Source organism: Salipiger pentaromativorans, from assembly GCF_024721115.1.
Classification (GTDB): domain Bacteria; phylum Pseudomonadota; class Alphaproteobacteria; order Rhodobacterales; family Rhodobacteraceae; genus Salipiger; species Salipiger pentaromativorans.
The window spans coordinates 89,159-111,791 of sequence record NZ_JAMDHK010000018.1; the positions used below are offsets into that span (position 1 = coordinate 89,159).

At 60.3% G+C, this 22,633-nt stretch carries 19 protein-coding genes and 1 pseudogene; 4 read left to right on the forward strand and 16 right to left on the reverse strand.

What is annotated here, in order from left to right; genetic code table 11:
* Positions 1-2: 2 nt before the first annotated feature.
* The 13 genes from M4578_RS21855 to M4578_RS21915 form a co-directional block, all read right to left on the reverse strand.
* On the reverse strand, positions 3-2,000 hold the full coding sequence (locus tag M4578_RS21855) for an AMP-binding protein (RefSeq protein ID WP_223228100.1): 1,998 nt from the start codon (positions 1,998-2,000) through the stop codon (positions 3-5).
* 4 nt (positions 2,001-2,004) lie between these two features.
* On the reverse strand, positions 2,005-2,784 hold the full coding sequence (locus tag M4578_RS21860) for an ABC transporter ATP-binding protein (RefSeq protein ID WP_028288584.1): 780 nt from the start codon (positions 2,782-2,784) through the stop codon (positions 2,005-2,007).
* Between the two features lie 212 nt (positions 2,785-2,996).
* Positions 2,997-3,836: an HTD2 family dehydratase gene (locus tag M4578_RS21865; protein WP_027264394.1), complete on the reverse strand. Its 840-nt coding sequence runs from the start codon at positions 3,834-3,836 to the stop codon at positions 2,997-2,999.
* 11 nt (positions 3,837-3,847) lie between these two features.
* Entirely contained in the window at positions 3,848-5,011 is a 1,164-nt protein-coding gene (locus tag M4578_RS21870; protein ID WP_027264395.1) for an acyl-CoA dehydrogenase family protein, read from the reverse strand.
* Between the two features lie 3 nt (positions 5,012-5,014).
* Positions 5,015-5,809 (reverse strand): citryl-CoA lyase, encoded by a 795-nt coding sequence (locus M4578_RS21875; protein ID WP_027264396.1) that lies wholly within the window; start codon positions 5,807-5,809, stop codon positions 5,015-5,017.
* Positions 5,809-6,723, reverse strand: a complete 915-nt coding sequence (locus M4578_RS21880; protein ID WP_027264397.1) for an SDR family NAD(P)-dependent oxidoreductase — start codon at positions 6,721-6,723, stop codon at positions 5,809-5,811. The genes M4578_RS21875 and M4578_RS21880 overlap by 1 nt, the downstream gene beginning before the upstream one ends.
* A 12-nt stretch (positions 6,724-6,735) precedes the next feature.
* Positions 6,736-7,695 (reverse strand): hydroxymethylglutaryl-CoA lyase, encoded by a 960-nt coding sequence (locus M4578_RS21885; protein ID WP_027264398.1) that lies wholly within the window; start codon positions 7,693-7,695, stop codon positions 6,736-6,738.
* Between the two features lie 4 nt (positions 7,696-7,699).
* Positions 7,700-9,706: an acetyl/propionyl/methylcrotonyl-CoA carboxylase subunit alpha gene (locus tag M4578_RS21890; RefSeq protein ID WP_027264399.1), complete on the reverse strand. Its 2,007-nt coding sequence runs from the start codon at positions 9,704-9,706 to the stop codon at positions 7,700-7,702.
* 10 nt (positions 9,707-9,716) lie between these two features.
* Entirely contained in the window at positions 9,717-11,324 is a 1,608-nt protein-coding gene (locus tag M4578_RS21895; protein WP_258095273.1) for an acyl-CoA carboxylase subunit beta, read from the reverse strand.
* Positions 11,321-12,712, reverse strand: a complete 1,392-nt coding sequence (locus M4578_RS21900; RefSeq protein ID WP_027264401.1) for a phenylacetate--CoA ligase family protein — start codon at positions 12,710-12,712, stop codon at positions 11,321-11,323. Before M4578_RS21900 ends, M4578_RS21895 begins: the two co-directional genes overlap by 4 nt.
* 27 nt (positions 12,713-12,739) lie before the next feature.
* Positions 12,740-13,900 (reverse strand): acyl-CoA dehydrogenase family protein, encoded by a 1,161-nt coding sequence (locus M4578_RS21905; RefSeq protein ID WP_027264402.1) that lies wholly within the window; start codon positions 13,898-13,900, stop codon positions 12,740-12,742.
* A gap of 9 nt (positions 13,901-13,909) precedes the next feature.
* Positions 13,910-14,689 (reverse strand): enoyl-CoA hydratase/isomerase family protein, encoded by a 780-nt coding sequence (locus M4578_RS21910; protein ID WP_027264403.1) that lies wholly within the window; start codon positions 14,687-14,689, stop codon positions 13,910-13,912.
* Positions 14,686-15,936, reverse strand: coding sequence for an acyl-CoA dehydrogenase family protein (locus M4578_RS21915; protein WP_223228099.1), 1,251 nt, complete (start codon positions 15,934-15,936; stop codon positions 14,686-14,688). The genes M4578_RS21910 and M4578_RS21915 overlap by 4 nt, the downstream gene beginning before the upstream one ends.
* Positions 15,937-15,995: 59 nt before the next feature.
* On the opposite strand from M4578_RS21915, the gene M4578_RS21920 reads away from it, so the two are divergent.
* Positions 15,996-17,996 (forward strand): NADPH-dependent 2,4-dienoyl-CoA reductase, encoded by a 2,001-nt coding sequence (locus M4578_RS21920; protein ID WP_036051597.1) that lies wholly within the window; start codon positions 15,996-15,998, stop codon positions 17,994-17,996.
* Positions 17,997-18,022: 26 nt separating this feature from the next.
* On the forward strand, positions 18,023-19,543 hold the full coding sequence (locus M4578_RS21925; protein WP_027264406.1) for a class I adenylate-forming enzyme family protein: 1,521 nt from the start codon (positions 18,023-18,025) through the stop codon (positions 19,541-19,543).
* A 463-nt stretch (positions 19,544-20,006) separates the two neighbouring features.
* Here the strand turns inward: M4578_RS21925 and M4578_RS21930 are convergent, their stop codons facing one another.
* Together M4578_RS21930 and M4578_RS21935 are read right to left on the reverse strand one after the other, a co-directional pair.
* Entirely contained in the window at positions 20,007-20,711 is a 705-nt protein-coding gene (locus tag M4578_RS21930) for a glutathione S-transferase family protein (RefSeq protein WP_258095274.1), read from the reverse strand.
* The gene (locus M4578_RS21935; protein WP_040608736.1) at positions 20,708-21,142 is read right to left on the reverse strand and encodes a DoxX family protein; all 435 of its coding nucleotides are present in this window, start codon (positions 21,140-21,142) and stop codon (positions 20,708-20,710) included. The genes M4578_RS21930 and M4578_RS21935 overlap by 4 nt, the downstream gene beginning before the upstream one ends.
* Before the next feature lie 98 nt (positions 21,143-21,240).
* On the opposite strand from M4578_RS21935, the gene M4578_RS21940 reads away from it, so the two are divergent.
* Positions 21,241-21,669: a MarR family winged helix-turn-helix transcriptional regulator gene (locus M4578_RS21940; protein WP_036051603.1), complete on the forward strand. Its 429-nt coding sequence runs from the start codon at positions 21,241-21,243 to the stop codon at positions 21,667-21,669.
* An 89-nt stretch (positions 21,670-21,758) separates the two neighbouring features.
* Here the strand turns inward: M4578_RS21940 and M4578_RS21945 are convergent, their stop codons facing one another.
* A complete protein-coding gene (locus M4578_RS21945) occupies positions 21,759-21,989 on the reverse strand; it encodes a DNA-3-methyladenine glycosylase I (protein WP_317512639.1) in 231 nt (76 codons plus the stop codon).
* Positions 21,990-22,153: 164 nt separating this feature from the next.
* On the opposite strand from M4578_RS21945, the pseudogene M4578_RS21950 reads away from it, so the two are divergent.
* A pseudogene (locus M4578_RS21950) lies at positions 22,154-22,546 on the forward strand (transposase); the annotation flags it as partial.
* Positions 22,547-22,633 lie beyond the last annotated feature (87 nt).

Here is a 22,633-nt window from a genome sequence, read left to right on the forward strand (position 1 = left end):
CTTTAAGATTTGGACTGCCGCTTGGCAGCCTTCGATGCGTTTTCAACATCCGACACGCGAACCGTGGTCTTGAGAACGCCTTGACGACCGTCCTGATAGGTCACAGCGATTTCGAGATCTGTCTCGTCATCGCCAGCATAGATCGCCTCGACGAGCTTGGCATACCGTTCCTCCAGAAAGGCCCGGCGAAGCTTTCGGCTGCGGGTCAACTCGCCTTCATCCGGGTCGAGTTCCTTGGGAAAATTCGCAAAACGTGCCACGCGCGAGCCTTCGGGCAGGAGCGCATTGATGCGCGCCACTTCGCCTTTGATAAGGTCCAGAACTTCGGGTTTCTGCGACAGATCGGTGTAGGTCGAAAAGCTGATCTTGTTCTCTTCCGCCCAACGCCCGAGAACTTCCATATCGATATTGATAAGCGCGCTGACGAAATTCCGGCGTTCGTCGCCCAATGTCATGAGGTCCTTGATGAAGGGGCTATACCGCAACCGCGTTTCGATGAACTGCGGCGGATAGCTGTGACCGTTTGCCAGGCGGCGCATGTCCTTGACACGGTCAAAGAACAATAGCTCGCCGTCGTCGGTCATCGAGACCGCATCACCGGTCTTGTACCAACCGTCTTCGGTCAGCACCTCTGCGGTCTTTTCGGGCTTGCCGTGATAGCCGCCGAAGCCCGATCCGCCACGCACCTGAAGCTCCCCTTCGTCCGAGACCCTGTATTCCAGCGGTTCGCCGTAGTTCGTGTTGCTTTGCATCCAGCTGCCGCTGGTTTCCAGCTGATAGCTTTCGCCGACATGCGCGGTCAGAAGGCCGATTTCGGTCGCGCCATACACGTTGCGCAGCTTAACCCCCATCGCGTGGAACATACGAAAGACGTCAGGTGCCATCAGGGCGCCGCCGCTCATTGCGTTTTTGGCCTTACCAAGGCCAAGATTGTCGCGCAGGTGATGCAGCACCAGAGCTTCGGCAAAGGGAAGCTGCAGGCGTGCGGCAAGGCTGGGGCTACGCCCTTCCAGCCGCTCGACGTAAACGTTGCGGCCAACCTTCATGCCCCAATTGTACATCGCATTGCGGAACTTGCCCGCGCCCAGCATCCGGGCCTGAACGATGGAGGCGAGGTTTTCCCACTGGCGCGGACTGAACACCAGTGCATCAACCGCCAGTTCGCGAATGTTGGTCAGTACGTCTTCAGGGCCTTCGGGAAAATTGACGACCATGGGCGCGATCAAACCGATCGACAGGCCGAAAATCTGTTCCGTGACCCAGGCAGGCGAAATGTAGGTCAGGTATTCGGTGCCCGGCGCGATTTCGATTGCCCCCATCACCCGCGAGCAATTGTCGAACAGGTAGCGATGGCTGATGACAACGCCCTTGGGTTTTCCCGTGGTCCCCGAAGTATAGGACAGCAAGGCGGTATCGTCCGCCCGTCCACGTTTTACGTGTTCTTCAAATCTGGCGGGTTCCTTGGCGTGGATCTGACGCCCTGCCGCGCTCACACTTTCAAACGAATGCAACAGGGGATGATCATAGCCCCACAGACCGGAATCGTCCCAGTAAACGACCGCCAGGGCGCCCGAGTACTTGCCCGCAATCTCGATGCATTTATCGACCTGCTCCTGATCCTGCGCCAGAAAAACCCGCGTTTGCGAGTCTTCGGCCAGATACAGAATCTCTTCAGCGTTTTGATCCGGATAGACAGACAGGACTTTGCCGCCTAACGACTGGACGGCGTATTCAGCCCAGAAATGTTCGGGTTCGTTTTCGCCAATCATCATGACGGATTCGCCAGCCGACAAGCCCAGGTTCTCCAACCCGAGAGCCAGGGCGCGAACCCTGTCAAGAACATCGGCCCAGGTGAATTCACGCCAGATGCCCAGGCGCTTGTGCCGTTCGGCGAGGTTGGTCGGTGTGGATGTCGCTCGCGCGAGCAAAACCTGCGGCAGGGTTTCGCTATGTGTCACTGCTGGGTCCGAAAAGACCATTGCTGTCCGTTGTTTGACCATGCCGCTACCCCAGATATGCCTTTATGACAGCCGGGTCCTTCTGGATTTCTTCCGGGGTGCCTTCGGCGATGACCCGCCCGAAATCCAGCACCACGATCCGGTCGGCAAGGTCCATCACGACGCCCATGTCGTGCTCCACCAGAACTACCGGAATCTTGCGCGCCTCGCGCACATCGAGAATGAAGCGCGCCAGGTCTTCTTTTTCCTCCGAGTTCATGCCGGCCATCGGTTCATCCATCAGCAGGATCGACGGTTCCTGCGCCAATGCACGGCCCAGATCGACACGCTTGCGCAACCCATACCCCAACGTGCCCACGGGCCGGTTGCGGATTGCCTCGATCTCGAGAAAATCGATGATCTCCTCTGCGGCTTCACGATGTTCCGATTCCTCGCGCATCACGGGACCGAACTGGAAAAAGGCCTGGACTACATTCGATTTCATCAGCATGTGGCGGCCGATCATAATGTTTTCCACCACCGTCTGCCCGGCAAAAAGATGGGTGCCCTGAAACGTCCGCGCCAGACCGCGCCGGGCGATCTGGTCAACACGCAGGCCGGTCACGTCCTGCCCGGACAATTCGACACGGCCCTTCTGCGGACGGTAGAAGCCCGCAGTCACGTTCAGAAGTGATGTTTTTCCGGCACCATTCGGACCGATAATTGCAAGCAATTCATCGTCGGCCACGGAGATGCTCACATCGTCGAGCGCGGTCACACCGCCAAATTTCAAAGTTGCGCCACGCACCGCAAGCGGTGACGATACGTGCCCGTTATTCGTGGTCATGTTACAACCCGTGCTTTTCCCCAACACCTCATGGAGGCACGCATAGCCTGACCGCACGGTTTTCCGTTGGTTACGAGTTTTCCTCGCATCGTTCCTCCTCCCACCTCTTAATTCAGAGGTTTGCCTGGTCTATTTTACCAAGTCTCTCCGCGCAGCCTAACAGATGTTAGAAAAATTGGTCAACAACTGAATCCGCTACCAAAGGAAACCGATCAGACAGCCGCGTACTCTGCGGAAAAGCTTCGAAGACCGTTTTGATCCTGACACCAGACTGTCCCGGAGGTGCCGGTCTCTTCATTGTGCAGTTGCAATTCGCAGGGCAGGGTGAGTGGCGCGAGGCCGCGGAACGAAAACCGGTGGGGCGATGTTTTCAACGCATCCGCCGCCAGATTCAGAAGCAGCGTGGCCTGCAATGGGCCATGCACAACAAGCCCGGAATAGGCTTCGGTTTCGGTGGCGTAGACGTAATCATAGTGAATGCGATGGGCATTGAACGTCAGCGCCGAATAGCGAAACAGAAGAACAGGATCCGGTGTCAGCGTCGATCTAAGCGTGGTGGGGTCACCCGCGTCAGCTGCGCTCTCGCCCGTGCGGGGGGTGGAAATCTCACGATAAACGATCGTTTGCTGCTCCCGGATACAAAGCCGGTTGCCACTCAGATACTCATGTTCGACGGTCACAAACACCAATGGTCCACTACGGCCCTGCTTGGCCACAATATCCCTGATCGAAGAGCGCCGGGTGATGGTTTCGCCGATTTTCAGCGGCGCGATATGTTTAACATCGCCGCCGGCCCACATCCGGGCGGGCAGCGGGACAGGGGGTAGGAATCCACCCCTTGCGGCATGGCCGTCTTCTGACAGGGCGGTCGCTGGCACGGTATCAAGGGAAATGCACCAATGAATTCCCAGCGGGACATCGCCTGATCCGTCCCAAAGATGCGGACCGAGCGTGGCGCGGAATTTGTCGATCAGCCCCTCCGTCAGAACGTCTTCTTTAGTCTCGGTGCGTCCCAGCCAGGGCGCCAGCGCGTCAAGGTCGATCTCACCCATAATCCTGGCCTTCAGAACGATCTTGGCATGCCGAGGATATGTTCTCCGACATATGACAGGATCAGGTTGGTCGAGATCGGGGCGACCTGATAGAGGCGCGCCTCGCGGAACTTGCGCTCGACATCGTATTCCCGTGCGAAACCGAAGCCGCCATGGGTCTGGATGCAGGCATTGGCCGCTTCCCAGCTGGCCTCCGAAGCCAGCAGCTTGGCCATATTCGCCTGTGCTCCGCAATCCAGCCCAGCATCGAACCGCCTGCAGGCTTCAAAGCGCATCAGATTGGCGGCCTCGATGTTCACATAGGACCTGGCGATAGGGAATTGCACGCCCTGGTTCTGGCCGATGGGGCGGTCAAAGACCATGCGGTCGCCGGCATAGGTGCGGGCCTTGTCGACGAACCAGTATCCATCACCGATACATTCCGCCGCAATCAGGGTACGTTCGGCGTTCAGCCCGTCAAGAATATGGTAAAATCCGCGCCCCTCGGTCCCGATCAGGTTCTCGGCGGGGATTTCCAGGTTGTCGAAAAACACTTCATTGGTTTCGTGGCCGGGCATATTGGCGATGGGGCGGACCTCCATGCCGTTGCCGATCGCCTCTTTCAGATCGACCATGAAGATCGACAGGCCCTGCGATTTCTTCTTGACCTCGGCCAGCGGCGTGGTGCGTGCCAGCAGGATCATCAGGTCGGAATGCTGGATACGGCTGATCCAGACCTTCTGGCCATTGATCTCATACCGGTCGCCCTTTTTCACCGCCGTGGTCTTCAGTTTGGTGGTGTCGGTGCCGGTGGTCGGTTCGGTCACGGCCATGGATTGCAGGCGCAATTCGCCGCTGGCGATGCCGGGCAGATATTTCTGTTTCTGCTCCTCCGAACCATGCCGCAGCAGCGTGCCCATATTGTACATCTGCCCGTGGCAATGGCCCGCGTTGCCGCCGCAGCGGTTCACCTCCTCCATGATGATCGAGGCTTCCGTCAGGCCCAGACCCGAGCCGCCGTATTCTTCTGGGATCATCGCGGCGAGCCAGCCCTCGCGGGTCAGCGCATCGACGAATTCCTCGGGGTAGGTTTCATCCTCGCCGAACTTGCGATGATATTCTGGCGGAAACTGCGCGCAAAGTGCGCGCAAGGCGTCGCGCAGATCGGTGTGAGTGTCTGGGGCTGACGTCTGCATCGGTTACTTCGCTCCTGAACCCGACGTTTCAAGAATTTCCTGCTCGGCACGCTGCCAAAGCTCATAGGAAATCGGGTTTTCGCTCTCTTCGAGGATATGACCGACCAGACCGATGGCGCGTGCCATGACGCCAAAGCCCCGCACGATCTTCCAGGGGAAGCCAAATTCACAGCAGATTGCTCCGATCGCCCCGGTGGCGTTAATCGGCAGCATCTTACCCGATTTTTCTTCGGCAACGGCCTGAATTTTCTGGATCAACTCGATGTATTCACCGGACTTGCCGTTCTCGGCAGCGATCTGGAACAGGCGAGGTGTGCGCGGATCGACCGGCTTGTGCACCGGATGTCCGAGCCCCGGCACGATCATCTTGCGGGCGCGGAATTTTTCCACCGTCTCGACGGCCAGCGCATCCAGATCGACACCGGTGCCCAACTTGTCCTGTGGCAGTGCCTCGTAAAGCATTTTCGAGGCACCTTCCATAGAACCGACAAAGACGGTGCCCAGCCCACACAAGCCAGCCGCCACAGCCGCCTGAAGCGATTCCGGCGCCCCCATATAGGTCATCCGCGCCGCCAGGGCCGATGGCGTGATGCCATGTTCGACAAGGGTGATGATGATGGCGTTGAAGACGCGGCTTTCCTCGAGCGTGGCCTTGCGGCCCGTCAATTGCAGAAAGGCCAGATCGCCCAGGTTCATGTGGCCGAGGATTTCGTTCGGCAAGTCGAGCCCGCGCACGCAGATCTTGTCGGGGGTGCTCCAGGCAATGTCGGAGCTGATTTTTTCTTTGCGTTTTCCCATTAGACCGGATCCCACGAAAAGACATCCGCCGAAACTTCGAGCGGTGTGAATTGCGATTTGAGCGCGGGAATGGCGCGCTCGGCGATTTCATCGGCGGTCCAGCCGTCACCGGAGTGGACGGACCGGAGCGGGCGGGGCTGGTTGAACAGGAATATCTCGTTCATCCGCACTGCAAAGATTTGCCCCGACACATCCGCCGCGCGGTCGCTCATCAGGTAACAGGCCATCGGCGCGACCTTGGCGGGGGTCATCTTCTTGACCTTCTCGACCCGCGCCTTCTGTTCCTCCGTGTCGGTCTTGATCGACGATATCATCCGGCTCCAGGCGAAGGGCGCGATGCAGTTTGACCGCACGTTCCAGCGTTTCAGGTCGAGCGCTACCGATTTCGAGAAGGCCGCGATGCCCAGCTTTGCCGCCGAATAATTCGCCTGCGCCAGATTGCCGATCAGCCCCGAGGTCGAGGTCATGTGCACGAGCGCGCCGCTTTCCTGTTCGCGGAAATAGTCGGCGGCCGCGCGGCTGGTATTGAAGGCACCATAAAGATGGACCTTCACCACCGCGTCGAAATCCTCATAGGTCATCTTGTGGAAGTAACCGTCGCGCAGAATGCCGGCGTTGTTTACCACCGCGTCGATGCGACCGAATTCCTTGACCCCGGCTTCGATCATCGCGCGCGCGGCATCGGGATCGGTGACAGAGCCGCCATCGGCAATGGCATCGCCCCCAGCGGCCCTGATCTCTTCGACGACTTTCTGCGCCGCAGTTTCTGTCTGACCGGTGCCTTTCAGGGATGCGCCCAGATCATTGACCACCACGGCGGCGCCTTCGGTAGCTGCCATCAAGGCGATATCACGCCCGATCCCACCGCCGGCCCCGGTGACCAGAACGACCTTTCCGTCAAGTGCTTTTGTCATCTTCTTGCTCCCTCAGCGTGACTTGCGGTATTTGTCCAACCCGCCGGTGTGCATGACCCGGCCCATGAGCGGCACACCGATGATCTCTTCTGCTTTGACCGCCGCTGCGATCAGCTTGTCCAGATCAATGCCGGTTTCGATGCCGAGCTCGTGACACAGGAACACTGCATCCTCGGTGCAGACATTTCCTGCGGCGCGCGCGTGGCCGTGGCCCGCGAAAGGACAGCCGCCAAGACCGGCGACGGAGCTTTCGAACATGTCCACGCCCATCGACAGGGCCGCATAAACGTTGGCGATCCCCAGCCCACGTGTGTCATGGATGTGCATACCGATGCGCGCCTCGGGCGCCAATTCGCGCAGGGCGCCGATCATCCGTTTGACCGCCTCGGGGTTTCCCCAACCCATGGTGTCGGCGACCACGAGGATCGGCACGGGGATGTTCTCTTCTTCGCATAGCTGAAGGATAAAGCGGAAATCGTCCAAGATGCGTTCTTGGGGGATGGGGCCCTCGAGGTTGCAGCCGAAAGCGGTCATCACATAGGCCGCGTCGACGGTATATCCCTCTTCCTTGTAAAGACGGACCCAGTCACGTTGTTTTTCCCGCATCTCGGCCGAGGAACAATTGTTGTTCGATTGGGCGAATGCTTCGGAAGGATAGAACAGCAGACGCGGGTCGATATCGACCTCATGCGCGGTCAGGGCCTTGCGAAACCCTTTGTCGTTCAGCCACAGCGATGTGTAGTTCACGCCCGGTTTGCGCTTGATACGCTGGAACAACTCGCCGGTGTCCGCCATCTGAGGAACGTATTTCGGGCTGACAAAGCTGCCGACCTGAATGCGTTTCAAGCCGGTTTCGCTGAGCATGTCGATCAGTTCGATCCGCTCTTCGATCGGGTAAATCTTCTTTTCGATCTGAAAACCCTCACGCGGGCCTTCTTCACGAAATTCTACGAATTTGGGAAAGTCGCTCATTTCATCACTCCTCGGATGGCAGGATCTCGGCGATGACCTGGCCGCGATCGACCATGTCCCCATTCGAGACGGATATATTGCTGGCGATCCCGGCCGCGGCCGCCCGGATCGAGATTTCGAGTTTCATGGATTCCATGACCGCGACCACGTCGCCTTCGGCCACGCTCTGACCGTCGGAGACCTTGATTTCGACAATCATGCCGGTCAGCGGAGAGGTCACGGCGCGATCCGCCGCGGCATCGCCGCCGGCAAAGGCAAGGGGCGCGGCGGGCCGAAAGACCAGGCGGCCTTCGGGCGTATCCAGTTCGATCACGCCCGCGTGCAGGCGCGCGTCGATCAGATGGACGGTGTCGCCTTCGCCGACACGCCAACGGCCCGGGGTCAGTTCACGTGCCGACAGTATCAGCGCCTCGCCTTTCTCCGAACGGATGGTGTACTTGGCACCCGGTTTGACAGGACTGACGCGCAGTTCTTCGGATACCTCGTCAGAATCGGTAAGCGTCACGCGCTGCCCCGCTTCAATCGCATCGCCGCCCAGTCCAAGCCGCCAGCCGGTAAAGGCATCACGGTTGGTCCAGGGATTGGCGTCTGTGTCGCTGCGCGACTGGGTCACGAAGAGAATGGCAGCGGTCGCCTTCCACAGATCTGGGCGGGTCAGGCCGGGTGCCTGTGTCAGCTCATCCAGCCTGCCGTCGATCCAGCGGGTATGCACCTGCATCCGTTCGAATTCATGGTTTCGCGCCAGCGCCGTCAGAAAGGCGCGATTGGTTTCGACACCTTCGACCGCGACATGATCAAGCGCCGTGGCTAGACGTGCCAATGCGGTTTCCCGGTCGGGCGCGTGCACGATCAGCTTGGCGATCATCGGGTCGTAGTAGGGCGTGACGGCATCGCCTTCTTCGACGCCGCTGTCGATGCGCAGGCCCGATGGCAGGCTGAGCGTGGAGAGCGTGCCCGTCGACGGGGCGAATTGCATCGCCGGATCTTCGGCGTAAAGCCGCGCCTCGACCGCGTGGCCGTTGATCGTCAGATCGTCCTGCACCAGTCCAAGGCCCGCGCCTTCGGCAATCCGCAGGTGAAGCGCGACAAGGTCCAGCCCGGTGATCGCTTCGGTGACGGGATGTTCCACCTGAATGCGCGGGTTCACCTCAAGGAAGAAATACTCGCCACCCGCGACCAGAAATTCGACCGTGCCCAGCCCGCGATAGTCCAGCGTTTCGCCCAAGCGCACCGCGTCGCGTGCGATGTCGTCCAGAAGCGTTCGGGGCAGACCCCAGGCCGGGGCTTCCTCGATGACCTTCTGGTGGCGGCGCTGAAGCGTGCAATCGCGTTCGAACAGATGCACCACATGGCCCTTGCCGTCACCTGCGATCTGCACTTCAACATGGCGCGCCTCGGGCAGGAAACGCTCCAACAGCAGCCCTTCGGAGCCGAAGGTGGATTTTGCTTCGCGCAGCGCGCCTTCGATGTCCTCGACCAGCGTGGTCTCGTCAGTGACGAGCCGTTGTCCGCGCCCACCACCGCCGCCGACCGCCTTGAGCAGCACCGGCAGGCCCATTTGGCGCACCTCCTCGGCAATCTGCTCGGGATCGGACCGCGCACCTTCGGCGCCCGAAATCACCGGGACGCTGGCCGCCACGGCGGCCTCTTTGGCGCTGGCCTTGTCGCCGAAACGTTCAAGCGTTTCCGGCGTCGGCCCCATGAAGATCATGCCGGCGGCTTCGACCGAACGAGCAAAATCGGGGTTTTCGGCCAGAAAGCCATAACCGGGATGGATCGCATCCGCGCCCACTGATTGCGCAGCGGCAATCACCGCGTCGATTTTCAGATAGCTCTGGGATGCAGGTCCGGCGCCGATACAGACAGATTTGCCAATCTCGCGGACATGCAGGGCATTGACGTCGGCCTGCGAATGCACGCCGACGGGAATGATACCGCTTGCCCGCGCAGTGCGCGCGATCCGGCAGGCAATTTCGCCGCGGTTGGCGATCAGAAGCGTCTTGATTTTCACGGTTCGCTCCTCACATCCTGAACACGCCGAAGTTGGTTTCGACCTTGGGTCTGCGCGATGTTACATCCAGCATCAGCGCCATGACGTCACGGGTCTCACAGGGCTCGATCACGCTGTCGATCCAAAGGTTGGAAGCAAAATTATAGGCCCCCTGAAAATCTTCGTATTCCTTGCGGATCGGTGCCTTGAAGGCTTCCTCCTCCTCGGGGGTCCAGTTTCTGCCTTCGCGTTCGTTGATCTGCGCGCGGACCTGAGCCAGCACGCTGGCGGCCTGTTCCGGCCCCATGATTGCCGACCGTCCCGTCGGCCAGGCGAACATTGCGTCCGGCTGGAACGGGCGGCCCAGCATCGCCAGGTATCCCGCGCCGTAAGAGCCACCGGTGATGATTGTGAATTTCGGCACCCGGGCCGAAGACATGGCCGTGATCATTTTAGCACCGGCCTTGGCAATGCCCATCTGCTCGACCTCGCGGCCCACCATGAAGCCGTTCACATCGGCCAGGAACAGCAGCGGAATATCACGCTGGACGCAGAGATTGATGAAATGCGTCGCCTTCAGCGCGGCTTCGACGAAAAGCACGCCTGTATTGGCGATGATCCCGACCTCGTGGCCGTGGATGCGCCCCCAGCCGGTCATGATCGTGTCGCCATAAAGCGGCTTGAATTCGTGAAAATCGCTGCCGTCCACCAGCCGCGCGACGATCTCGCGGTTGTCTGTCGGCACCCTGGGATCGCGGCTGACAATGCCGTAGATTTCCTCGACCGGATAGGCCGGCGGGCGCGGCGCGGCGGGCGTCTTGCGGGGCCGGGGCTTTTCGCCCAGATGGCTGACGATCTCGCGGGTGATGGCCAGGGCGTGGGCGTCATCCTCGGCCAGATGGTCGGTCACGCCCGACACCGACGAATGCATCTTGCCGCCACCCAGTTCTTCGGCTTCGACCTTTTCGCCGGTTGCGGCAAAGGTCAATTCCGGTCCGCCCAGATACATAAAGCCCTGACCGCGCACGATCACCACTTCGTCACAGAGCGCGGGAATATATGCGCCACCCGCGGTGCAGGGCCCCATGACCACGGCGATTTGCGGCACACCATCGCCCGACATGCCGATCTGTTGGTGAAAGATGGACCCGAACTGGCCTTCGTCAGGAAAGATGTTTTCCTGATCCGGCAGGAAGGCACCGCCGGAATCCACGAGGGTGATGACGGGCAGACGGTTCTTCCATGCGATCTTCTGGGCGCGCACATGCTTGCGGGAAGTCATGCCGAAATAGGTGCCGCCCTTTACGGTGGCATCATTGGCGATGATCATGCACTGACGGCCTTCGATCACACCGATGCCCGTGATGATGCCCGCGCCCGGTGGCACGCCTTCATATTTGTTCAACCCGGCCAGCTCGCCGAGTTCCAGGAATGGTGTACCCGGGTCGATCAGCCTTTCAATTCTTTCGCGCGGCAGGATTTTGCCTTTGTCCACATGACGTTTGCGCGCCTTTTCGGGGCCGCCGACGCGCTGTTTGAGCCGGAGGGCATGTAGTTCATCGACCTTTTCGCGGTAAGACACGTCGTTGGCGCGGAAGTCGTCGGACCCGGTGTCGAGAAGGGATTTCATTCTTGTCATGGCAGGTCCGGATATTCTCTCAGAACGAAGGCGACCTTGGCGGCACCGGGTTTCTCAAAGGTGTCGGGCGCGACAAGGTGAACGTCGGCCTTGAAGACAAGGGCATCGCGCAGGCGCTGCTCGATTTTCTTCTTGAGCGCCTGGTCATCCGCGGCGTCGCGGTCGGGACCGCGTTCGACGATCACCGTCAGCGCGCCCTGCGTGGTGTGACCCTCGAAATCGGCCACGATGCGCATGACGCCGTTGGTCTCCGGCACCATCTCGGTGATCACGCTGTTGATGGCCGAGGGAAAGACATTGGCCCCGCGCACGATCAGCATGTCGTCGGTCCGGCCGGTGCAGCGGATCTTGGGCCCGGTGCGCCCGCAGGTGCAGTCGGTGTCGAGAACCTCGATGTAATCGCCCGACCGGAATCGCACGAGCGGGCTCGCCCGACGGCCGAGCGCGGTATAGATCATCTCGCCCTCGGCACCCTTTTCCCAAGGGATGATTTCTCCGCTTTCGGGGTCGAGCAATTCGGTAATGATGTAGTCCATGTTGACCATATGCATCCCCGACTGGGCATCGCATTCAGCCCAATAGGTCACACCCAGATCGGTGCCGCCCAGCATCTCACAGCATTTCGCGCCCCAGGCCGCTTCGATCTTGGCCCGGATGGCGGGAATGCCGCCGCCGGGTTCGCCACCGACGATGATCTGTTCGACGCCCAGTTCACTGGCTTTGCAGCCGAGCACTTCGGGCGCTTTGTCAGCCAGGTGCAGCACGAAATTCGGCGCGCCGACGATGCAACGCGGGCGCGTGTCGGCGCAGGCGCGCAGCAGCCGTTCCACGCCACCATCCGCCCCCACAGGCACGTCGATTGCGCCCATGTACTGCAACCCCTGCATCACCGGAATGCCGCCGACAAAACCCTTGGCCAGCGAAAACGCATGCAGCACCATATCGCCGGACCGCACGCCATTGGCAAAGAAACAGCGCGCCGTCATCTCGTGCCACATCTCGGTATCGGCTTCGGTCAGCGCCACGTAAGACGGGCTTCCGGTGGTGCCGGACGAGGCCTGCATCTGGATGATATCGGCCATCGGCGCGGCCCGGTGTTTGCCGAACGGCGGTTCGGCGGCCAGGCTTTCGCGGATCTCGGTCTTGTAGGTATAGGGCAGTTTCTGGAGGTCTTCGATGGTGCGGATATCGTCGAATTCCACACCGGCTTTCGCGAACTTCTCCTGATAGAAAGTCGAGTTTGCCTTGAGATAGGCCATCTGATCGCGCAGCCGCTCTTCCTGAATACGGCGCACCTCGTCGAGCGGCGTGCCCTCGATCGCGTGCCAGAAGCGATCATTTACCTTGTCGGCGGCATCTTCCCGCCGGAAGCGCATTCCAAATTGCATGTCGTTCTCCGTTCCAAGCCGTGGCGATCAATAGGATCGTGGCAGCCCCATGACCTTTTCGCCGATAAAGCTCAGGCACAGTTCGCGGTTCACCGGCGCTGTGCGCAGCAGGCGGACCAGCGGGTACATCTCATAAAGCCCCGTATCTTCGGTAAAGCCCGATCCACCATGCGCCTGAAGCGCCGCGTCGACCGCTTCGATCCCGGCTTCGGCGGCGGCATATTTCGCCATGTTCGACGACGCACCGGCAGGCAGCTTGTTGTCGAACTCCCATGCCGCGCGCCGGGTCATCAGGCTGGCCATCTCGACCGCTGTGTGCGCCTTGGCCATCGGGTGCTGCACGCCCTGGTGCGCACCGATGGGTTGGCCGAACACATTGCGCTCGGAGGCATAGGCCACGCCCTTGTTCAGGGCGAACCGGCCGATGCCGCAGCACAAGGCGGCCAGGATGATACGCTCGGGGTTGAGGCTGTCGAACAGGATCGAGAACCCTTCGTCCACCTCGCCGACCACATCCTCGGGGCCGAGATCCACATCGTCGAAGAACAGTGTCCACTGCTCCTCGGGCAGGGGGATCGAGATCTTCACCCGCTGCTTGTCGACGCCTTTTTTCTTCAGATCCACGGCGAACAGGGTAAAGCCGTCGGTCTTGCGGCTGACCTCGGTATGCGGTTTGGTCCGCGCCACCACGAGGCAGTAGTCGGCCACTTCGGCCCCGGTGATGAAGGTCTTTTCGCCCGACAGGCTGAACCGGTTGCCTCGACGCTTGGCCAGCGTAGTGGCCTTCATCGTGTTCGACCCGGCCCCCGGTTCAGTGATCGCGAAACAGAACTGGATATCACCGCGGCAGGCAGCCGGCAGCAGTTCTTTCTTGTGGAACTCGCTTCCGTGGCTGGCGATATGGGCCAGCGACATGGTCGGCCCGACCACCATCATCAAAAGCGGAATGCCGTGATTGGCGGTGCCCTCCATGAACAGGGCCATTTCGGTCATACCAAGGCCCGCGCCGCCATATTCCTCGGGCACCATGATGCCGAGGAAGCCGTCATCGGCGATCTGGCGGAACATTTCGTGCGGAAACTCGTGCTTGCGTGCGTGTCTCAGCCAGTAATCGTTGTCGAACTTCTGCGCCAGCTGGCCGCCATAGTCGTAAATCTGGCGTTGTTCGTCGTTCAAAATGAAATCCATGTTTCGTCCTCAAGCCTTGAATTCGGGGGCGCGCCGGTTCTCGAATGCATCGAGGCCCTCCGCCACGTCATCGCTGGGCAGTGCGCGCACGGCGGCATCGCGCTCAAGCCGCATCTGCTGGTCGATACCAAGGTCCGCGCCTTCGCGCGCCAACCGCTTCATCTCGGCGATGCCGGGACGTGAACGGGTGGCGATTTTCTCGCAGTATTCCAGCGCAGACTTGTGCAGGTCCGCATCCGGCACGATGTAGTTGACCAATCCGGCCTCTTTGGCCTCGTCCGACTTGAGCCAGCGGGCCGAGAACATCAGGTCGAGCGCCCTGCGCTGCCCCATCAACCGTGTCAACCGCTGCGAGCCACCCCAACCGGGAATCAGCCCGAATTGCGCGTGCTGATCGCCAAACTGGGCGCTTTCGGCCGCGAAACACACATCGCATGCCAGCATCAGTTCGATCCCGCCGGCCAGACACAACCCCTGCACTGCCACCACGACAGGGAGGGAGGAGGTTTCAAGCGCACGCAGGTTGTTCATGCCAAAGGCGATGAAATGGTCCAGCGCGGCGGGATCGTTCAATTTACCTTTCACTTCCACCAGATCGGCACCGGTGCAAAAGTGCTTGCCCTGCGCCCGGATGAGGATCGCCCGAATAGCGGGGTTCGCCTCGAATTCCGCACGCGCGACAGAAATACGCTCATGCACCTCAAGTGATAGGCAATTGAATTTCTCGGGGCGGGCCAGTTCGATGATGCCGGTGTTGCCCTCGGAAGTGACGAGGATGGGGTCGCTCATTTCGAGGCTCCCTTCGCCTTCTTGTCATACTGCAGCGCCATGCGACCGACCTTCTCGCGGGCGATCACCAGCTTCTGAATCTGCGCGGTGCCGTCGCCGATCTGAAGGCCGAGAACGTCGTTGTAACGCTGGTGGTGGGGCAGGTCGGTGGTGTAGCCGTAATGTCCGTGCAGGATCAGGCACTGGTGCAGGATCTCGCAGGCGGTTTTGGGCAGGTACCATTTGCACATGGCAGCCTGAGAGGTGTGGGGCAGGCCACAGTCGCGCAGGTCCAGCGTGTAATAGCAAAGCTGGCGCATCATGGTCAGTTGGGTCTCGGCCTCGGCCAAGGGAAAGCTGACACCCTGATACTGCACGATCGGGGCTCCGAATGCCTCGCGCTCCTGAACGTAGGCCCAGGTTTCATCCACCGACGCTTGCGCGGCCCCCAGGCACTCCAGCCCGATCAGTGCGCGGGAATAGTCGAAGCCCGCCATGATCGTGCCAAAAGCACGGTCCTGTTCCGCCATCATGTTTTCAGCCGGCACGAAAACATCGTCAAAGAAAACCGAGCCGCGCCCGACAGGCTTGGTGCCGATGTCGTCAAAATGGGTGCGCTTGATGCCTTCCTGGTTCAGATCGACGAAAAAGGCGCTGACCCCGCGTGAGCCGCCGTCAGGATCGCCGGTACGGGCAAAGACGACCGCCGCATCCGCCTGACTGGCAAAACTCATGGATGTCTTTTCACCGTTCAGCCGCCAGCCGTTGCCGGATTTCTCGGCCCTCAGAATCAGGTTCGCCGCATCCGAACCGCCACGCGGCTCTGTCAGGCCCAGACCAATGACGGCATCACCCGAAACAACCTTGGGCACCCATTCCGACGCGATGTTCTTGGAGGCATGTTTGGCAACCATTCCGCCCATGAGAGAGCCCAGAAGCTGCACGTAACTTGCGTTGAAATCGGCATAGGCGATCTCTTCGACGATCAGCCCTGACGTGACAGAGCTTTCGCCGAGTCCCCCGAATTCCTCGGGCAGATCGGCCCCGATCAGCCCCAGTGCGCCCATCTCCTTGATCAGCGCACGGTCGAATGTATGGCCGCTGGCGCGTTCTTGATATGTGGGCGCAAGCCTTTCAGTTGCGAAGCGCTTTGCGGTCTCGCGAAACGCCTTCTGATCGTCTGTAGGCTGGAATTGCATCGGTGCTCCTCCCCATGAGCGAAAATCTTCTTTCCAAAAAAATCTAACAAATGTTAGAATGTAGATCAAGTGCAGTTTTGAGGAGGAGAACCAAAGTGAAAAATAGACCAGATGGAAGCTTTGAAACCATGCTCTCGCCCATCCGCGCAGGCCAGCATACGTTGCGAAATCGTGTCATCATGGGGTCGATGCACACGCGGTTGGAAACCGAGCCCGACGGCATAGCCAAACAGATCGCATTTTACGCCGAGCGTGCGCGGGGGGAGGCGGCGATTCTGGTCACCGGCGGGTTTTCGCCCAATGCCGAGGGCATATTCGATCCAGAAGGTCCGAGAATCGATGACCCGGAAGAAGCGCTTGACCTGCGCCCGATCTGCGAGGCGGTGCAGGCCGAAGGCAGCCTGATCTGCGCACAACTCCTCCACGCCGGGCGCTATGCCAAGATCGAAGGGTGTGTGGCCCCGTCGCCGATCCGCGCTCCGATCAACCGTTTCATCCCGCGTGAAATGACCGAAGCCGACATTCTCCGTACCATCGAGGATTTTGCCGTGGCGGCCGCCAATGCGCAGGCCGCAGGCTTTGATGGCGTCGAGATCATGGGGTCCGAAGGATACCTGATCAACGAATTCACCGTCACCCACACCAACAAGCGCCAAGACGACTGGGGCGGCAGCGCCGCGAACCGCCACCGATTCCCGGTCGAGATCGTGCGCGCGGTGCGCGAACGTTGCGGCCCCGACTTTCTGGTCATCTACCGGATTTCGGCGGCCGATCTGGTCGAGGGCGGCGCGCCCGCCGATGAAATTGCCGCACTGGCCCGCAAGATCGAGGCTGCGGGTGCGGATATCCTGAACACCGGCATCGGCTGGCATGAGGCCCGCGTGCCGACGATCGCCTACCCGGTGCCGCGCGGTGCCTGGCGCAAGGCGGCAGCCAACGTCAAAGCGGCGGTGTCGATCCCGGTAGTCGCCTCGAACCGGATCAACACACCCCAGCTTGCAGAAGACATACTTGCCTCTGGCGATGCGGACATGATCTCGATGGCGCGCCCGTTTCTGGCCGATCCGCATTTCGTGAAAAAGACGCGCGAGGGCCGCGCAGACGAGATCAACACCTGCATTGCCTGCAACCAGGCCTGCCTGGATTTCATTTTTTCGGACCGGCCGGTCGGATGTCTGGTCAATCCAAGGGCCGGGCGTGAAACGGAATTCCGGGATACGCCAACCGACACGCCAAAGAAAGTGGCCGTCGTTGGCGGTGGTGCCGCGGGCATGGCCACAGCCGCCGAGGCGGCGCGGCTGGGCCACGATGTCACCCTGTTCGAAGCGCAGGACAAATTGGGCGGTCAGCTGAATCTGGCCCGCGCCGCACCAGGCAAGGACGAATTCGACGAAACCCTGCGGTATTATGCCGGTCAGATGCAGAAACACGGGGTCACGCAGCGTCTGGGACAGCGGGCAGAGGCGAGCGATCTTGAGGGATTTGACCATGTGGTCATCGCCACCGGGGTCACGCCGCGCATTCCCGACCTGCCGGGTATCGACCATCCCAGCGTCGCGACCTACGCCGAAATTCTGTCCGGTGACCGCGAGGCGGGCGACCGTGTCGTGGTGATGGGGGCGGGGGGCATCGGTCATGATGTGGCCGAGTTCCTAGTGACCAAACCCGCCGAGACCGCGAATTCCGACGTCTTTTGCGAAACCTGGGGTGTGGACCCCGAATTTGTCTCCTCGGGTGCCCTGGCGGGCGACCCTCTGGCACCGAAGCCGTCGCGCCGCAAGGTCGTCATGCTGCAGCGCAAGACCGCTAAACCGGGCGCGGGGCTTGGTGTTTCGACAGGGTGGATCCTGCGCAACGCGCTGCGCAAACATGGGGTCGAGGCAATGGGCGGGGTGACCTATGAACATATCGACGATGCGGGGCTGCACATCGTCGCGGACGGAAACCCGACGGTCATCGCAGCCGATACAATTGTGCTGTGCACCGGTCAGGAACCGGAACGAGCCCTGGCCAAAGAGGTTGTAGCGCGCGGCGTCCCGGTTACGATGATCGGCGGGGCAAAGGAGGCCGCCGAACTGGATGCGCTGCGCGCCATTGATGAGGGCGTGCGCCTGGCGCAGGATCTCTGAACCGAGGCTCGGGCAAGGGGGAAACTATGCTGACCGACGTCATCCGCGCGGGGCGCGCTGATCTGTATTCGATCTTTCGAACCCGCGCACATGACTGCGCCCGCGCCCTCGCCATCGAGGACGGCAGCAGGAAACTGACCTATGCAGAACTGCTGGAGCGGGTCGATCGTCTGGCGGCTGTCTTTCTGGCACGAGGCGTGGCGCCCGGAGACAGGATCGCGATCCTGTCGCATAACCGCTCAGAATACCTGGAGGTCGAACTTGCAGCAGCGGGAATCGGCGCGATCGTCGCCTGTCTGAACTGGCGGCTTGCCCCCGATGAACTGCGGCACTGCATCGATCTGGTCGAGCCGGTTCTCGCGGTTGTCGAACCGGAACTTTCAGAAGCTTACCGCGCCGTCGCGTCGACACCCTGTCTAACCGTCGGGCCAGACCTGGAAACGGCCATTGCCGGGGTCGAGCCGGACCCGCGCACCGGAACCATGGTTGACGACCCCGAGGCCGGTCTGACGATCCTCTATACCTCGGGGACCACGGGCCTGCCCAAGGGGGCGCATATCAGCCACCGCGCGCATATCGCCCGATCCATGGTTTTTGCGGCCCAGCTGGCGCTGGATCCCGGCGACGGGTTCATCGCCTGGGCGCCGATGTTCCACATGGCCTCCACCGATCATGCGCTGGCAACGATCCTGCGGGGCGGGACCGTGGTGATGGTGGACGGGCTGCAGCCCGCCGTCATCAACGAGGCGCTGTCACGCCACAGGATCGGCTGGTTCGTGATGATGCCCGGGGCACTGGAGGCTTTTATTAACGAACGGCACGCCAACCCTTTGCCGCTGAAGGGGATCAAGGTTTGCGGCGCAATGGCTGATCTGGTGCCGCCGCATCAGATCGCGGAACTGACCGGTCTTCTGGACACGCCCTATCTGAATTCCTTCGGGGCGACCGAAACCGGCCTGCCGCCGGGAACCGCCGATCTGATCGCGCCGGGTGTGACCCCGGACCGGCTGTCCAAGCGCATCAGCGCCTTTTGCGAGGTGCGGCTGGTCGATCCCGACGACCGCGAAGTCCCCGATGGAACGCCGGGCGAAATGGCGCTTCGGGGTTCGACGCTGTTTTCCGGGTACTGGAACGCCGACGACACCAATGCCCGTGACTTTCGCAACGGCTTTTTCCACATGGGCGATCTGTTCCGGCGCAATGCGGACGGCACCGTCGACTTTGTGGATCGGGCGAAATACCTGATCAAGACCGGAGGTGAAAACGTCTATCCGGCGGAAATCGAACGTGTGCTTCTTTCCCATCCCGATGTGATCGATGCTGCCGTGGTCAGGGCCTTCGACGCGAAATGGGGGGAAAGCCCGGTGGCCTTTGTCGCCTGTGACGATGACGGGCCGGATGCCGAGGCGCTGCTGAACTTGTGCCGCGAAAGCCTGGCTGGCTATAAGCGACCGCGCGAAATTCGCTTCATCGCGTTCGAGGACTTTCCCAGATCGACCAGCGGAAAGGTCCAGCGGCATATCCTCGAAGCCCGGCTCGCAGATTAATTTTCGCTCTGACCCGATCGTCACCCCGCCACGCCCGTTCGCCCCACTAGCGATATAAGCGTTCCTTTCATCGTTGCGATGAGCTTCTCATCCCCGCCCTTTGGAGTAGCCCCCTGAAAGAGGTCCACCAACTGGGATAGATTGACCCGCGATTGATGTGCTGCCCTCTGTCGGACCACAGGGCTGCGGGTATTCCGGGGGATTGAGCTCAGGAGGATTCTTCGATCCCTAAGCCATTAATCAGCGCGATCGGTGGTTTGTTCCAGGTTGCGCTGTGGGAGCAGCAGGTAACCCGGCGCTTCGCACGGACGGGCATGGAATGCCGGCAAGTGCCGGTTGACGCTGCTGCGGGCCTTCAAGGGAAAGTCGGCGACTATCCGATGTGCGGGACAAAGCGGACATTCGCCAAGCGACCTCAAACGTCCGGTTCTGTACTGCGGCCCGACAAAACGATATCAAGTGATCAGCGGTCAGCCGATCGCACCTGTGTAACTGTCTTCTTCGGCCCTCCTGTCTGCATGATCTGGGACAGGTAAGAATTGCGCCGTCTGATGAAGTCACGCAGAAGGGTCGGGTAATCTTCACTGACGGCATTCTTCACAGAAACCCGACGCTCCAGTTCATGTCGCCAGGCCCTTACACGGGCAAGCCCTGTGAAGACGCCAAACTCTCCGATGGTGTCAAAAACGTCGAAATAGCGGAAGACCGGGCCGAATACGACATCGACGAGGCTGAACCGGTGGCCATCGAACCATGGTCCCTCCCCAAGCTCCGCGTCCAGCCGAAGGAACTTTGAGCGGAGCGCCGCCACTTTTTCTTCCAACGCTTTCTCGTTCGGCGCCGAGTAGAACCCCGCAATGTCGTTCAAGACAGCAGATCCAAATTCAATCCAGGCACGGTGGCGGGCGCGATCGAGAGCGTCGTGCGGATGGAGCGCGTGGGGTTGTGTATCCTCAAGATATTCGAGGATAACCGCAGATTCGAAAATCGGCGTCCCGTTCACAACCAGGACAGGCGTCTTGCCCAGCGGAGATATGGCAAGAAACCAGTCGGGCTTGTTCGAAAGATCGATGTGAGTTCTCTCGAACGTGACACCTTTCTCAGTGAGCGAGATCGCTGCGCGCTGCACATATGGGCAGAGCGCATGGCTAATGAGGTGGAGGCTCATGTTGTCTCTCCCTCCATCTGCACGTTGCCGGGCGCGAAGGAGGGGCTGAGGGCGAAACGGCCGTCGCCCAGAAGTCCTTGCACGACGGCAAGCAGCGTCAGATAGGCCGGGTATTCCCACCCGCCGTTCTCGTATCCGAACATCCAGCCGTTTCCTGAGTGAGCCCAGGTTGCTCCGGCCAAGATGGGCACGGTCGCCGACGCGACCCACCGAGCCTGTACGCCGAGGACCAAAAGGGCACCGGCAATCGCCTCGACTGCAAAGATCATATAGGCAAACCAGCCGGGCAGCCCGATCGAAACGAAGAACTGCGCCGTTCCGGGAAGTGTGAAAATGAAGAGCTTGAGAAACAGGCTGTGCGCCAGGAACATGATACCGAGTGCTATACGGAGCAGGAATATCCCAAATTCTGTGAGGTGCGATTGTGACATGATATGATCCCATATGTCGATGCATTTGCATCTATATATAGCGCGTCACATGCGACGTCAAGGTTGATGCACTTACATGTACATGATAGGTGCTGGGTATGAACGAGATTGACCATGCTACTGAGGCCGCCTGGACAGCCCTCATGACTAAAAGCCGCGTTTTGCTTGAGGCTGTCGAAACGTCTCTGAAATCGGCAGGATACCCGCCACTTGCATGGTATGACGCGCTTCTGGAACTCGAGAAGGCAGGCCCAGACGGACTCCGGCCATTCGAACTCAAAGACCGGATTTTGTTACCCCAATACGGTACATCGCGGTTGCTGAACCGTATGGTGAAAGCAGGGCTGGTGGACCGACAGGACTGCTTGGAAGATGGGCGAGGTCAAAACATTTCTATCTCTGAAAAGGGTAAATCTGTCAGGAGGGCGATGTGGCCGATCTATGAACGGGTTCTGTCGGAAAGGATCGGCGCAAAGCTGAAACCCAAAGACGCCGCTCAATTGGCCACGCTACTCTCAAGGCTCTGAAGTCTCGGTCGACTGACGCGAAACCTGTCTGTGACTTTCCACGCTAAGTGGCCCTGAATTTTTTTTCACGTTAATTGGCCGACAGTTGCCTATGTCGGTGTGCGAAGGGTGTTTCGGGCTGTTTCGACGTCCTTTCGCATCCAACAGACTTCTGCGTGATCGTTGATAAATCCCATGGCCTGCATGAATGCATATACGGTGGTCGGTCCCACGAATTTGAAGCCAAGCTTTCGTAGGTCTTTGGAAAGGGTCTCGGACGCTGGTGATTTGGACCGCATTTGTGGCAGTGCGTCGTCCTTGGCAGGTTCATATAGCCAGATGAATGGGTCACGTCCCTTGGAGAGGTGTAACTCTGGGTCGCGCCCTTGATGGCGTCCGCGTTCCGCATGAGGCGCTGTAGGACGGCATCAAGGGCGCGGTGGTCATCGGAAAATTTTCGGTAGGGTCGGGTTGCTGAACCAACCTGAACCGAAGGAAGACCCCGATGACCAAACCCATGATGGACCTGCGAGAGCTTGTGGAGAAGAGCGCAGACGCCGATCTTCTTCGAGATATGATCGGTTTTGCCGCCGAGCGGCTGATGGAACTCGAGGTTGGCGCGAAGACAGGCGCCGACTATGGCGAGAAGAATCCGGCACGGCTTGTGCAGCGGAACGGTTACCGAGATCGGGACTGGCAGACGCGGGCCGGGAACGTGGAGTTGCGCATCCCAAAGCTGCGCAGCGGCAGCTATTTCCCGTCCTTTCTCGAGCCGCGCCGGGCCACCGAGAAGGCCCTGACGGCGGTCATTCAGGAGGCCTATGTCCACGGCGTCTCGACCCGATCCATGGACGATCTGGTCCAGGCGATGGGCGGGACCGGCATCTCGAAGAGCCGAGAGTGTCAGATCTTCTGTGTATGAGTGATCCGGTCCATGCTTCTTCGAAAGGAAGCATGCATGACGATTTCCAAGGAACTGCTGGAC

Excerpts from the sequence above, each read along its gene's own strand:
- M4578_RS21855 (WP_223228100.1), bottom strand. The coding sequence starts at position 2,000 with ATGGTCAAACAACGGACAGCAATGGTCTTTTCGGACCCAGCAGTGACA.
- M4578_RS21860 (WP_028288584.1), bottom strand. The coding sequence starts at position 2,784 with ATGACCACGAATAACGGGCACGTATCGTCACCGCTTGCGGTGCGTGGC.
- M4578_RS21865 (WP_027264394.1), bottom strand. The coding sequence starts at position 3,836 with ATGGGTGAGATCGACCTTGACGCGCTGGCGCCCTGGCTGGGACGCACC.
- M4578_RS21870 (WP_027264395.1), bottom strand. The coding sequence starts at position 5,011 with ATGCAGACGTCAGCCCCAGACACTCACACCGATCTGCGCGACGCCTTG.
- M4578_RS21875 (WP_027264396.1), bottom strand. The coding sequence starts at position 5,809 with ATGGGAAAACGCAAAGAAAAAATCAGCTCCGACATTGCCTGGAGCACC.
- M4578_RS21880 (WP_027264397.1), bottom strand. The coding sequence starts at position 6,723 with ATGACAAAAGCACTTGACGGAAAGGTCGTTCTGGTCACCGGGGCCGGC.
- M4578_RS21885 (WP_027264398.1), bottom strand. The coding sequence starts at position 7,695 with ATGAGCGACTTTCCCAAATTCGTAGAATTTCGTGAAGAAGGCCCGCGT.
- M4578_RS21895 (WP_258095273.1), bottom strand. The coding sequence starts at position 11,324 with ATGACAAGAATGAAATCCCTTCTCGACACCGGGTCCGACGACTTCCGC.
- M4578_RS21900 (WP_027264401.1), bottom strand. The coding sequence starts at position 12,712 with ATGCAATTTGGAATGCGCTTCCGGCGGGAAGATGCCGCCGACAAGGTA.
- M4578_RS21905 (WP_027264402.1), bottom strand. The coding sequence starts at position 13,900 with ATGGATTTCATTTTGAACGACGAACAACGCCAGATTTACGACTATGGC.
- M4578_RS21910 (WP_027264403.1), bottom strand. The coding sequence starts at position 14,689 with ATGAGCGACCCCATCCTCGTCACTTCCGAGGGCAACACCGGCATCATC.
- M4578_RS21920 (WP_036051597.1), top strand. The coding sequence starts at position 15,996 with ATGCTCTCGCCCATCCGCGCAGGCCAGCATACGTTGCGAAATCGTGTC.
- M4578_RS21925 (WP_027264406.1), top strand. The coding sequence starts at position 18,023 with ATGCTGACCGACGTCATCCGCGCGGGGCGCGCTGATCTGTATTCGATC.
- M4578_RS21930 (WP_258095274.1), bottom strand. The coding sequence starts at position 20,711 with ATGAGCCTCCACCTCATTAGCCATGCGCTCTGCCCATATGTGCAGCGC.
- M4578_RS21935 (WP_040608736.1), bottom strand. The coding sequence starts at position 21,142 with ATGTCACAATCGCACCTCACAGAATTTGGGATATTCCTGCTCCGTATA.
- M4578_RS21940 (WP_036051603.1), top strand. The coding sequence starts at position 21,241 with ATGAACGAGATTGACCATGCTACTGAGGCCGCCTGGACAGCCCTCATG.